Origin of the sequence: Methylophilus sp. 14, from assembly GCF_015354345.1 — a bacterium.
GTDB lineage: Bacteria > Pseudomonadota > Gammaproteobacteria > Burkholderiales > Methylophilaceae > Methylophilus.
Window position 1 is genome coordinate 913,054 of the sequence record NZ_JADKYS010000001.1, and the last position, 13,173, is coordinate 926,226.

The 13,173-nt window shown below is 50.6% G+C and carries 12 protein-coding genes; 10 read left to right on the forward strand and 2 right to left on the reverse strand.

Going from position 1 to position 13,173, the window contains the following annotated elements; all coding sequences use genetic code 11:
* The first annotated feature begins 99 nt into the window (after positions 1-99).
* From metG to INP78_RS04660, 9 genes are all read left to right on the forward strand, one after another.
* On the forward strand, positions 100-2,160 hold the full coding sequence (gene metG, locus INP78_RS04620; protein ID WP_194740974.1) for a methionine--tRNA ligase: 2,061 nt from the start codon (positions 100-102) through the stop codon (positions 2,158-2,160).
* A gap of 207 nt (positions 2,161-2,367) precedes the next feature.
* Positions 2,368-4,662 (forward strand): cation-translocating P-type ATPase, encoded by a 2,295-nt coding sequence (locus INP78_RS04625; protein WP_194740975.1) that lies wholly within the window; start codon positions 2,368-2,370, stop codon positions 4,660-4,662.
* A gap of 4 nt (positions 4,663-4,666) precedes the next feature.
* A complete protein-coding gene (gene ccoS, locus INP78_RS04630; protein ID WP_019881964.1) occupies positions 4,667-4,804 on the forward strand; it encodes a cbb3-type cytochrome oxidase assembly protein CcoS in 138 nt (45 codons plus the stop codon).
* A 138-nt stretch (positions 4,805-4,942) separates the two neighbouring features.
* A complete protein-coding gene (gene ccoN / locus INP78_RS04635; protein WP_194740976.1) occupies positions 4,943-6,379 on the forward strand; it encodes a cytochrome-c oxidase, cbb3-type subunit I in 1,437 nt (478 codons plus the stop codon).
* Positions 6,380-6,389: 10 nt separating this feature from the next.
* Positions 6,390-7,016 carry a cytochrome-c oxidase, cbb3-type subunit II gene (ccoO, locus tag INP78_RS04640; RefSeq protein WP_194740977.1) on the forward strand — a complete coding sequence of 209 codons (627 nt, stop codon included), beginning with the start codon at positions 6,390-6,392 and terminating at the stop codon, positions 7,014-7,016.
* Positions 7,017-7,027: 11 nt separating this feature from the next.
* Positions 7,028-7,168: a cbb3-type cytochrome c oxidase subunit 3 gene (locus tag INP78_RS04645; RefSeq protein WP_194740978.1), complete on the forward strand. Its 141-nt coding sequence runs from the start codon at positions 7,028-7,030 to the stop codon at positions 7,166-7,168.
* A gap of 31 nt (positions 7,169-7,199) precedes the next feature.
* Positions 7,200-8,096, forward strand: a complete 897-nt coding sequence (gene ccoP / locus INP78_RS04650; RefSeq protein WP_194740979.1) for a cytochrome-c oxidase, cbb3-type subunit III — start codon at positions 7,200-7,202, stop codon at positions 8,094-8,096.
* A gap of 17 nt (positions 8,097-8,113) precedes the next feature.
* The gene (gene ccoG, locus INP78_RS04655; protein WP_194740980.1) at positions 8,114-9,559 is read left to right on the forward strand and encodes a cytochrome c oxidase accessory protein CcoG; all 1,446 of its coding nucleotides are present in this window, start codon (positions 8,114-8,116) and stop codon (positions 9,557-9,559) included.
* A gap of 26 nt (positions 9,560-9,585) precedes the next feature.
* On the forward strand, positions 9,586-9,885 hold the full coding sequence (locus INP78_RS04660; RefSeq protein ID WP_194740981.1) for a FixH family protein: 300 nt from the start codon (positions 9,586-9,588) through the stop codon (positions 9,883-9,885).
* An 18-nt stretch (positions 9,886-9,903) separates the two neighbouring features.
* Here INP78_RS04660 and INP78_RS04665 read toward each other — a convergent pair whose 3' ends face one another.
* Entirely contained in the window at positions 9,904-10,755 is an 852-nt protein-coding gene (locus INP78_RS04665) for a hypothetical protein (protein ID WP_194740982.1), read from the reverse strand.
* A 34-nt stretch (positions 10,756-10,789) separates the two neighbouring features.
* Positions 10,790-11,509, reverse strand: coding sequence for a fumarate/nitrate reduction transcriptional regulator Fnr (gene fnr, locus INP78_RS04670; RefSeq protein WP_194741138.1), 720 nt, complete (start codon positions 11,507-11,509; stop codon positions 10,790-10,792).
* A gap of 273 nt (positions 11,510-11,782) precedes the next feature.
* Between fnr and hemN the strand changes: the two genes are divergently transcribed.
* Positions 11,783-13,168, forward strand: a complete 1,386-nt coding sequence (gene hemN / locus INP78_RS04675; protein WP_194740983.1) for an oxygen-independent coproporphyrinogen III oxidase — start codon at positions 11,783-11,785, stop codon at positions 13,166-13,168.
* The last annotated feature ends 5 nt before the right edge of the window (positions 13,169-13,173 follow it).

The following is a 13,173-nucleotide window of genomic DNA, read 5'->3' on the forward strand; positions in this document are numbered from 1 at the left end:
TGCCGATATGCAAGTGGCCGCAGGTGCCATTGCCGAAACCGTTGGCTGAAACCATTAATGGTTTGCTAAAATAGCGGTTTTTATCCTGGTCTTGTTTTCATGACACGCAAACTTCTGGTGACGTCCGCCTTACCTTATGCCAATGGCAGCATTCATTTGGGGCATCTGGTTGAGTATATTCAAACCGATATCTGGGTGCGTTTTCAGAAAATGCAGGGCCATACGGTGCATTATGTGTGTGCGGATGATACCCACGGTACACCAATCATGTTGCGTGCAGAAAAAGAAGGCATTACGCCGGAAGCCTTGATTGAAAAGGTGCATGCTGAACACAGCCAGGACTTTGCTGAGTTTTTGGTGCAGTTTGATAATTACTACTCGACCAACTCGGAAGAAAACCGCCAGTTGTCCGGCAATATTTATCGTGCGCTGAAAGCCAACGGCAAAATTGCCACCAAAACCATAGAACAATATTTTGATCCGGTTAAAAACATGTTTTTGCCGGACCGCTTTATTAAAGGTGAGTGCCCCAAGTGCCACGCCAAAGACCAATATGGCGATAACTGCGAAGTCTGCGGCACGACGTACAGCCCGACGGAGTTGATTAACCCGTTTTCGGCCGTCTCTGGTGCGACACCAGTGCGCAAAGAAACCGAGCATTACTTTTTTAAATTGAGCGAGTGCGCAGACTTTTTACGTGACTGGACGCGCTCTGGCACTCTGCAAGCCGAAGCCGCCAATAAAATGAGCGAGTGGGTAGGCGAAGTTGGCGAGAATAAGCTTTCTGACTGGGATATTTCGCGCGATGCGCCTTATTTTGGATTTGAAATCCCTGATGCACCAGGCAAGTATTTTTACGTCTGGCTGGACGCGCCGATTGGCTACATGGCTAGTTTTAAAAACCTGTGCTCCAAAGCTGGCCTGGACTTTGATGAATACTGGAAACAGGATTCTTCGACCGAGTTGTATCATTTTATCGGCAAGGATATTCTGTATTTCCATGCCTTGTTCTGGCCTGCAACCCTGCAATACTCCGGTCACCGCACGCCAACACAGGTGTTTGCACATGGCTTTTTGACCGTGAATGGTGAAAAAATGTCCAAGTCGCGCGGCACGTTTATCACGGCGCGCAGCTACCTTGAGCATGTGAAAAATCCTGAGTATTTACGTTATTACTATGCGGCTAAACTCAATGGCAGCATGGAAGATATCGACTTGAATCTGGAAGACTTTGTCGCCCGTGTGAACAGTGACCTGGTAGGTAAATACATCAATATTGCCAGCCGCACGGCCGGGTTTGTGGCGAAGAAGTTTGAGAATAAGTTGATCACGGCGCAGCATGCGGTGATTGACGATATGCGTGCAGCAGCCCCGGCAATTGCCGAAGCGTATGCCGCCCGCGACTTTGCACGTGCGCTGCGTGAGATCATGAAGCTGACTGATGCGGCGAATGCTTATGTGGCTGAAGCGGCGCCTTGGGTGGTGGCAAAAGATGAAACTAAGGCGGCTGAGTTGCATACGATCTGCAGCAATGCGCTGGAAATGTTCCGCTTGCTGACTATTTACCTGAAGCCGGTATTGCCGAACATTGCAGCTGCTGTTGAAGCTTTCCTGAGTGTGCAGCCATTGCAGTGGGTGGATGTCGGCCAGGGCTTGGGGACGCAAACGATTCAGCCTTATAATCACATGGTGACGCGCCTGGAAGGTAAGCAGATCGAGGCCATGGTCGAAGCCAATAAAGACAGTTTGCAAGCGGCGGCGCCGCCTGCCAAAGCAGAGGCAGTTGCCAAAACACCCGCCAAGGCTGAAGCGCCAGCTGCCGAAGAGGGCGCTTATATTTCGATTGATGACTTTACCAAAGTGGATTTGCGTATTGCTAAGATCGTCAGTGCCGAGCATGTAGAGGGTGCTGAAAAGTTGCTCAAATTGCTGCTCGATATTGGCGAAGAAAAGCCTCGCCAGGTATTTGCCGGGATTAAATCGGCGTATGACCCGGCGACGCTGGTGGGCCGTTTAACGGTGATGGTGGCTAACCTGGCGCCGCGCAAAATGAAGTTTGGCATGAGCGAAGGCATGGTGCTGGCGGCCAGCGATGAGCGTGGTGGTCCATATATTCTGTCGCCTGACAGTGGCGCGCAAGCTGGCATGCGCGTGAAATAATTGCCTTAAACATCAGCCAGCGCGTGTTGTGTCAACGCGCGCTGGCTGATGGATATCTTTTCTATTTTTGTTGTCTCAGATCAACTGAAGATTGGCGATACGCTGTTTTAATGGCGTGCGCCACACATGCGCTAACACATTGATTTATATTATATTCAATCATATAATATAAAGTTATATATTGTTCTACGGACGGTCCATCACTCAATGGCAAACCCTTTAGCAGTGAGCAGTGCAAACCCATGGCAAGGGCTGGATATCCAGTCTGAATGGGAGCGATTTAGTCAGCGCGATGCAGCTTCTGCCGAGGTATGGACCTCTCATGTGTGGGTTGACAACATGCACTGCGCCGCTTGCAGTGGCCGTATTGAGCAAACTATCAAACAACAGCGCGGCGTGCTTGCCGTGCATGCCAGTGCCGCTTCCAAACGTGTCCGTGTGGTGTGGGACGCGAAACAAATCTCCCCTTCAAGCTGGTTTGCCAATTTAAATGACATCGGCTATCCCGCGCTGCCTGTCAACGAATACAACGCTATTTCCGATCGTACCGTGCAGCAACGCAAGATGCTGTGGCGCCTGGTGGTGGCGGTGTTCTGCATGATGCAGGTCATGATGTACGCTTATCCTACTTATTGGTCGGACAGCAATGATATGGCGCCGGATATGGTGCAGCTCATGAAATGGGCATCGTGGGTGCTGACCCTGCCGGTGATGTTGTTTTCAGCCACCCCATTTTTGTCACAAGCCTGGGCCAGTATCAAGCAGCGCCAGTTAGGTATGGATGTGCCGGTGTCATTGGGCATCCTGGCGGCCTTTATCATGAGCACGCTGGCGACCTTTGCGCCCGGTGGCTGGTGGGGCGAGGTGGTTTATTATGACTCGCTCACCATGTTTGTCAGTTTTCTGCTGATTGGTCGCTGGCTGGATGTCAAATTGCGCAACCGCACGGCCGGTGCTTTGGAAAACATGATGCGCCGTTTGCCACATGCGGTGCTGAAAAAAAACGACGCCGGTGAGTGGGTACAAATTGCCGCGACCAATATCAATGTGGGTGATGTGTTGTATGTGCGCCCGGGTGAAGTGTTTGCAGCAGATGGCCTGGTATTGGTTGGCAGCACTAGCGCCGACGAGTCTATGCTCACGGGTGAATCTGAGCCGGTGCTAAAGCCTACTGGCGCCAAAGTCATTGCCGGTGCCGGTAATTTAACCTCTGCCATTGAAATGCAGGTCGAGCAGGTCGGCGAGGGTACGCAATACCATGCGCTGGTTAACCTTATGGCTTCGGCCTCAACTGAAAAACCGGGCATCGCTTTGCTGGCAGATAAAGTCGCGCAACCTTTCTTGTGGGCAGTATTGCTGGCAGCTATCTACGCGGTTTTTTTCTGGTGGAGCACCGATCCTGCCAAAGCCATTATGTCGGCCGTCGCCGTGTTGGTAGTGACTTGCCCATGTGCGTTATCCCTGGCAACACCTGCCGCCATGCTGGCCAGCGCCGGTACGTTTGCCAAGGGCGGCGTGTTGATTCGTCGTTTGCAGGCGATTCAGGCGATGAGTGAAGTGGATACTATCGTGTTTGATAAAACCGGCACTTTGACCGAAAACTTGCAGCAAGTGACCTTGGCCGAAAGTCATGCGGAATGGGATAGGCAGTGGTTGCTGGACGTGATTGCCAGCATGAGTCGCGATTCTTTACATCCGGTGGCTCAGGCGTTACATGGCTTTGCTTTGCAGCATGATGCACAAGATCAATTGGTGGTGCAGGATTGGCAAGAGATTGTCGGCGGCGGTATGTCTGCTACATTTAATGCACCAAATGGAGCATTACTGCCAGTGAAGCTAGGCAATGCGGAATTTTGTGGCATAAGAGACGAAATCGAGAGTGAAGCACTGCGTCAGGTCTATGTCACAACAGGTGAAATCCTGCTGGCGAGACTGACTTTGTCCGAGCAGGTAAAACCACATGCCAAAGCGGCTATTTCACAATTAATTGCACATGGGCTTGATATTCAGCTGTTATCTGGTGATAGAATAGCGCCCGTTAAAAACCTTGCAGCGCAACTGGGAATAGCGCGCGCATTTGGGTTACAAAAAGCAGCAGATAAGCTGCAGCATGTAAAGTTGTTGCAACAACAGGGGCGGAAAGTATTAATGGTTGGTGATGGTTTGAATGACGGCCCTGTCATTGCAGCAGCGCATACTTCTATTGCAATGGGTTCCGGCGTCCCTTTGACGCAGGCACAGGCCGATATGGTGGTGTTGGGTAATGATATCGGTGTGCTGGTTTCGCTCATTTCGCATTGTCAAAAAACCATCCTCATCGTAAAACAGAATTTGTTGTGGGCTGCGTTGTATAACGCAGCTGGCGTACCATTAGCGATTATGGGCTTGTTGCCCGCCTGGCTGGCCGGGCTGGGGATGGCGGCCAGTTCGTTATTGGTGTTGCTCAATGCATTACGTTTGACCGACTGGGATAAGTCGGGCTGGCAGAAAGGTCAGGCATAGCGTTATGGAAATTGCATTTTTATTGATCCCGCTGGCAGTGTTGCTGGTGTTTGTGATTCTGGGTGGCCTATGGTGGGCAATCCAGACCGGGCAGTTTGAAGACCTGGAAGAAGAAGGTTCACGCATTCTTGAGCAGGACTAATGCTTTTGGGAATTTCTGAACGGGATTGATGTGTGTCAAATCAGATTTGTGACAATCTGAGATGATCGGGTTGAACAACTAAAATTTTTTAGAATTTTTTTAGTGTTGGGTGTTTGTTTTAATCATTGGGAGAAATCCATGCAAAATGCAACCGTGAAGGCTGCGACCTATAACGATACAGTGGTCCGCCAGTTCGCAATCATGGCAGTGGTTTGGGGAGTTGTGGGCACACTGATGGGCGTGATTATTGCGTCTCAGCTGGTGTGGCCGGAGCTTAACCTGGGCCTGCCGTTTACCTCTTTTGGCCGTTTACGACCACTGCATACCAATGCAGTGATTTTCGCATTTGGTGGCTGTGCTTTATTTGCTACCTCATACTATGTCGTGCAACGTACCTGCCAAACCCGTTTGTTTAGCGACAAACTGGCAAGTTTCACTTTCTGGGGCTGGCAAGCAGTGATTGTCGCCGCAGCCATCTCCTTGCCATTGGGTTATACCCAGGGTAAAGAGTACGGCGAACTGGAATGGCCAATTGATATCCTGATTGCGATCGTATGGATTTCTTATGCCATCGTGTTCTTCGGTACCATCGGTATCCGTAAGGTTAAGCATATCTATGTGGCTAACTGGTTTTACGGTGCGTTCATTCTGGCGGTGGCTTTGTTGCACATCGTTGAGAGTGCCGCGATTCCGGCTGGCTGGTTCAAGTCTTACTCTGCTTATGCGGGTGTGCAAGATGCGATGGTGCAGTGGTGGTATGGTCACAACGCGGTAGGTTTCTTCCTGACAGCGGGCTTCCTGGGCATGATGTACTACTTCGTGCCTAAACAAGCTGAGCGTCCAGTGTACTCTTACAGCCTGTCTATCGTGCACTTCTGGGCACTGATTTTCACTTACATGTGGGCGGGTCCGCACCACCTGCATTACACCGCTTTGCCTGACTGGACTCAGTCCCTGGGTATGGTGTTGTCCTTAATCCTGTTTGCACCAAGCTGGGGCGGTATGATCAACGGTATCATGACCTTGTCCGGCGCATGGCATAAACTGCGCACAGATCCTATCTTGCGCTTCCTGATTGTTTCATTGTCTTTCTACGGTATGAGTACCTTTGAAGGCCCGATGATGGCGATCAAGACTGTGAACGCTTTGTCTCACTACACTGACTGGACCGTGGGTCACGTGCACTCTGGTGCTCTGGGCTGGGTGGGTTTCATTTCCATTGGTTCCCTGTACTTCCTGATTCCACGCCTGTTTGGTCAAAAACAAATGTACAGCGTGAAAGCGATTGAAGTGCACTTCTGGATGGCCACCATAGGCGTGGTGTTATACATCGCTGCCTTGTGGATCTCTGGTGTGATGGAAGGCCTGATGTGGCGTGCCATGAACGCTGACGGTACATTGGCTTATACCTTCGTTGAGAGTGTGAAAGCCAAGTTCCCTTACTACTTCACACGTGCACTGGGTGGTTTCCTGTATATGAGTGGCTTAGTCATCATGTTGTGGAACACCTATAAAACAGCCACTAATGGCAAACCAGCAACGGTAGAAGTACCAGCTGTTGTTGCACACGCTTAAGGAGCTCACTATGGCAACGCATCAAAACAATAGTGGCAATCTGCACGAAAAGATTGAAACCAATAACTTCCTGCTGATCGTGCTGACCTTCATCACGATCTCCTTCGGCGGCCTGGTTGAAATCGTGCCTTTGTTTTTCCAGAAATCCCTGACTGAACCCATCCGTGGTTTGCAGCCATACACTGCATTGCAATTGGCTGGTCGTGACATTTATCTGCGTGAAGGTTGCTACAACTGCCACTCACAGATGATTCGTCCTTTCCATGCTGAAACCTTGCGTTATGGTCACTACTCTGTGGCAGGTGAGTATGTGTACGATCACCCGTTCCAATGGGGTAGTAAGCGCACAGGTCCTGACTTGCACCGTGTGGGCGGCAAATACAGTGACGACTGGCATCGTGTTCACTTGAACCAGCCACGTGACGTTGTGCCGGAATCCATCATGCCAGCATATCCATGGTTGAATGAAAACCTGGTGAATGACGAAACGATTGGTGACCATATGGTTGCGCTGCGTAAAGTAGGCGTGCCTTACACCGACGAGCAGATCAAGGCTGCTGGCGCAGAAATCAAGGGTAAAACCGAGATGGATGCACTGGTTTCATACCTGCAAGTGTTGGGTACACACCTCAAATAAGGAGACGCGCCATGGATATGATCAATGTATTACGCATCGTGTTTACAGTACTGAGTTTTGTGCTGTTTATCGCAATCCTGGTTTGGGCATGGCGCAATCGTCACTCCGCACAGTTCAAGGACGCGCAAAACCTGCCGTTCGATCAAGACTAATACTCTGTGCGGAAAGCTTAAGGAAAACATCATGAATGATTTTGTAAACGGATTTTGGCCGATCTGGATTTCGACCATTACCTTGGGTGGGATCGCTTTTTGTGTCGGTTTGCTGATTTTCGCAAGCCGCGTCAAAGTGCCGCTGGATAGCGACAATACCAATGGTCACGAGTGGGACGGCATTAAAGAAATGAACAATCCGCTGCCAATGTGGTGGGTGGGCTTGTTTATCATCACTGTAATTTTTGGCTTGGCTTATCTGTTTTTGTTCCCGGGTTTGGGCACTTACAACGGTAAATTTGGCTGGACAGAAGTGAAGCAGTACGAAGCCGAAGTGGCCAAGAACAACGAAAAAATTGCACCGCTGTATGCTAAATACGCTGCAATGCCAGTAGAAGAAGTCGCCAAGATTCCGGAAGCTCGCGATATTGGTAAGCGCATTTTCTTGAATAACTGTGCCGCTTGCCATGGTTCAGATGCCAAAGGTAGCCGTGGTTTCCCTAACCTGACAGACACTGACTGGTTATATGGTGGTGCGCCTGACACCATCAAATTGACCATCAACAATGGCCGTAACGGCATCATGCCTCCAATGGCTGCTGCAGTGGGTAATGAAGAAGATGTGAAAAACGTCGCTAACTACGTGTTGAGTCTGTCTGGCAGTATTCATGACTCAGGTCGTGCCAATGCCGGTAAGGACAAGTTTGTTGTCTGTGCCGCTTGCCACGGTGCAGAAGGCAAGGGTAACCAAATGATTGGTGCGCCTAATCTTTCTGACAATATCTGGTTGCATGGTCAGGGTGAAGCCGCGATTATCAAACGCATTCACGAAGGCAAAAATAATGTGATGCCTGCCTGGAAAGAAAAATTCACGCCTGAGCAAATTCACCTGCTGACAGCGTATGTTTGGGGTCTTTCCAACAAATAAGGTGTATGCAAAACACAATGAGCGATATTAAAGAAAGCGCTGTGAACAAAACCACCATTCCTGCACAGGAGGTGGTTTTTTCACTTTATAAATCTGAAGACAAAGTCTATGCCCGCAGCGTATCCGGTTTATATAACCGTTGGCGCTGGGTCATGGTTTGGGCGACGCAGTTGTTTTTCTACGGCGTGCCGTGGTTGCAGTGGGACGGCCGCCAGGCCATGCTGTTTGACCTTGAGGCCAAGCGCTTTTATATCTTCGGTCTGATTTTTCATCCGCAGGACCTGATTTATCTGTCTTTCCTGCTGATCGTTTCAGCCCTGGCGTTGTTCCTGTTTACAGCCGTGGCCGGGCGCTTATGGTGCGGCTATACCTGTCCGCAAACGGTGTACACCGAAATCTATATGTGGATGGAAACCAAGATCGAAGGTGACCGCATCGCCCGCATGCGCCTGGACGACAGTAAGTGGAATCTGAACAAAATCAGCCGTAAATCGCTCAAGCAGTTTGCCTGGATCACATTTGGTTTATGGACTGGTGTGACGTTTGTGGGCTACTTTTCACCCATCCGCGAGTTGGTGCCTGCCATTGTTGAGTGGCAATTAGGTGGTTGGGAAACCTTCTGGATCTGCTTCTATGGGTTTGCAACTTATGGTAACGCTGGCTATATGCGCGAGCAGGTGTGTAAATATATGTGCCCTTATGCGCGTTTTCAGAGCGCCATGTTTGACGGCGACACCATGACGGTGACTTACGATGAGGCACGCGGTGAACCACGTGGTTCACGCTCTAAAAAAGCGGGTGAAAACGCCAACGGTCTGGGTAGCTGCATAGACTGTAGTATTTGCGTGCAGGTCTGCCCGACTGGCATTGATATCCGTGATGGTTTGCAATATGAATGTATCGGCTGCGGTGCGTGTATTGATGCATGTGACGATGTCATGGACAAAATGGGCTATGCCAAGGGTCTGATCAAGTACACGACGCAAAATGGCCTGGAAAATCGCTGGAGCCGCCAGCAAATGTGGCGCCGCCTGTTGCGTCCGCGGGTGCTGGTTTACACCGCCATTTTGTCGGCTTTGACCATTGGCATGGTTGTCAGCCTGTATTTCAAACCTGACTTCAGGCTGGACGTGTTGCGTGATCGTGCGATGTTGGCACGCTATACCGATGCGGGCAAGATTGAGAACGTTTATAACCTCAAGCTTGAAAATGATACCGAATCCGCGCGCGATTACAGCTTGCAGGTGACGGGTCTGCCAGACTTGGATGTGCATATTTCAGACAACAATAACCAGCCATTCAAAGGGCTTAAACCTTTTGAAACGCGTAATGTCATTGTAGAACTGCAATTGCCGGACGGCGTCACCAGCGCCGGTTCGCACAAAATCTATTTTGAAATGACGGATGTTGAATCCAAAGACACGATAAAAGAGAAGTCAGTGTTTATCGTGCCCAGCAACTAAAACGTCAGTTATATGGAGTACATAGAATGAGTAATTCTCGAGCAGCGCTCAAGGTAGCGCCGTTGAAGGCGGAGCAAAAGTGGTACCAGAATGCCTATGTCTGGCTGATTATAGGCGGTCCTTCCCTGGTGGTTGTAGCGTCTTTTATCACCTTGTACCTGGCGATTACGCATCCGGATCCGGCCATTGACGACTATTACCGCAAGGGCATAGAAATCAATAAAACGCTGGATGCACAAGGCCATGATATGCAGGATGAGTCTATGGCGCCTGCCATTCAGGCACGCAATCACGCGCAAACTGGCCTCAAACCGGCTGAAGAGTAGTCCTTAAATCAAATCCATTTACATGAACATGCGCACGCGGAATCCATGCGTGCGCAATGTGGCAGCGTAGCTCTCCAATATTTTTTCTGAAGTCGCCTGGATACACCCTCGGCTATCTTGTTGGCTTGGCCTGGCAATCCCGTAAAGCAAGATACCGCTCATCTTTTGCTTCAAGGGCAGCAGTGCTTGCATATAACCAGGCAGTGTGGGGGTAGTCACGGTTTCCCCGTGTTGAGACCTGCTGAAAATGGCCGTTTGCACCCAGGTGGCGCACAGCGTGCAGCAAGTGTTCAGGCGTTGTATATGTAATACCAACGGCAAGTGCGTATCGTTGACCGCCAGCATTTCGTCATCATTGCCTGCATCCAGTTTAAACCACACTTCACCCTCAAGCGTGTGCAACTGCTTGAGCGCGTGCTGGATGTGCGCATGCTGCAGTTGGCTGCCATTGGTAATCAGCCGCAGCTTGGCCGGGCGGTCATCGGGTTTTCGCTGTTGTAGCAGGTGGGCAACCATGTCCAGGACTTCTGCAAACTGCGGTGACGTGGTTGGCTCGCCGTCACCGGCAAATGCAATATCCTGCACGTAATCGCGTAGCGTCAACGTGGTGTGGTGGATATGCAGGGTTAACCAATTGAGGCAGTCGGTGAGCTCCTGCTGCAGGCGGTGAGTGTCTATCGTTGGTGAGGGGCCGCGTTGCAGGCCGGGCACCTGGCAATATACGCAATGCCAGTTACAACAATGATTGGGGTGCAGGTTGATGCCGATAGAAAGGCCTTGCGCCCGGCGTGACCACACCGGGTAAATATATTGCCAGTGTCGCGTGGATGCATAAGCCGCCAGGGCGTCGAAAAGGGCAGAGCGCTCCATCAGACGTCAGTCCTTATGGCGACGAGGCCACTGTTTAACACGTGCTGGCGTTAAAGATGGCCTGCAGTTTTTCGTGATCCAGAATGCGGATGTTTTTCTGTTTGACTTCAATAATACCTTCGTCGCTAAACTTGGAGAAGGTGCGGCTCACGGTTTCCAGCTTCATGCCCAGATAACTGCCGATTTCTTCCCGTGTCATGCGTAAAATCAATTCGCTTTTCGAGTAGCCGCGGGCGTGCAAACGTTGCAGCAAGTTGAGCAGGAAAGCCGCCAGGCGTTCTTCGGCACGCATATTGGCCAGCAACATCATGACGCCATTCTCGCGCACAATCTCGCGACTCATGATTTTGTGCACATGGCGTTGCAGCATGGGGATTTCACGTGACAGGTCTTCAACGTGGTTAAACGGCATCACGCAGACTTCGGCATCTTCCAATGCAATCGCGTTGCAATTGTGCTTGTCACTGACAATACCATCCAGTCCCATGATCTCCCCGGCCATCTGGAAGCCGGTGACTTGTTCGCGGCCATCTTCAGACACCACACAGGTTTTAAAGAAGCCAGTGCGGATGGCATACAAAGTGGTAAACGGGTCGCCACTGCTGAACAGGTGACCACCTTGCTTCACTTTTTTGCGGGTGGCGACCATGCCATCCAATTTGCTCATTTCGTCCGTGCTTAAACCTATAGGCAGGCACAGCTCGCGCAGGTTGCAGTTAGAGCAGGCGACCTTGAAGCTGGATTCGGCTTGCATGGGGGAGGTCCTTGGCAGTCGTTGATCTTGCGACTGATTATACGCTTCATGCGCATTGATTTCATGTGTGGCGATTTCATCTGCTGCAATGGCATTTAACATGATGCTGTTTACTCTTCCCTATTATAGTGCGTTGCATTATGCACGCGTAGCGCATCGGACTATTTGATATGCATCAAGAAGTCATGGTTTGCTTTATGGCAAAGTGGCTGTCAATGACTTTGGGGACGCGATGTCTCACTTGTGCCGACAGGAAAGAATTTGCTAGATACCATGAAACAACCGTTGATGATTACTCAAGAGCACATCGAACGCTATGATGTTTCGGGGCCGCGTTACACCTCTTACCCCACGGCAGATCGCTTTGTCGAAGCGTTTGATGCAGCGGCCTATGTCAAGGCGGCAGAGCAGCGCAATATCAGCAACTGGACGCAACCGCTGTCTGTTTATGTGCATATCCCGTTTTGTGCCTCTCTGTGTTTTTATTGTGCCTGCAATAAAATTGTTACCAAGCGTTATGAGCAGGGCGCAATTTATCTCAATTACCTGCAACGCGAACTCAATCTGCACCTGCACAAATTTTCGCAGGCGCAGGCGGTGAACCAATTGCACCTGGGCGGCGGCACACCGACCTTTCTCAATGATGAAGAGTTAACCAGCCTGGTCGACATGCTGAAAAAGGCCTTTGTGTTTAACCAGGAGGGCGAATACTCCATCGAAATTGATCCTCGCACGGTCAACCAGCAGCGCTTGCAGCATTTGCGTACCCTGGGCTTTAACCGCCTGAGTTTTGGTGTGCAGGACTTTGACGCTGAGGTACAGCAGGCCGTGCATAGGGTGCAATCTTATGCACAAGTGGAAACGCTGATGCAACAGGCGCGCGAGATGGGATATCAGTCGATTAATGCTGATCTGATCTATGGCTTGCCCAAACAAACGCCAGCGACGTTTCGCGAGACGATTGCCAAAATCACCACCTTGCGCCCGGACCGCATTGCCCTCTATGGTTACGCACATTTGCCGTCACGGTTTAAACCGCAGCGTCGTATTCTGCAAGATGAGTTACCCAATGCGGTCGACAAGATTCAAATGCTGTCAGAAGCGATTCAGCAATTGATGCAGGCTGGCTATGTGTATATCGGTATGGATCACTTTGCCTTGCCTGAAGATTCTCTGGCGATTGCCAAGCAGCAGGGCAGGTTGCACCGTAACTTCCAGGGTTACAGCACCATGGCAGACCAGGACATCCTGGCGCTGGGCGTGTCTGCCATCGGCAAAATGGGCGCGACGTATAGCCAGAATGCCAAAACGCTGGAAGAGTATTACGACTTCCTCGACCAGGGCCAACTGCCGATTGTGCGTGGATTGGCACTCAGCCGTGATGACCTGATCCGGCGTGCGGTGATTATGGCCATCATGTGTCACGGTGAGCTCAGCTATGAGTCGATAGAGCTTTCCTATATGGTGAATTTCAGGGAATACTTTAAGTCAGAGATTCAACAATTGGTCGACAAACAGAAGCAAGGCCTGGTGGTGCTGGAAGACGACGGCCTGAAAGTGACTGAAATGGGCTGGTACTTTGTGCGCGCCATTGCCATGGTGTTTGACCGCTATTTGCAGCACGATGCCAACCGTGCAAGGTTCTCCAAAATCCTTTAAAATCC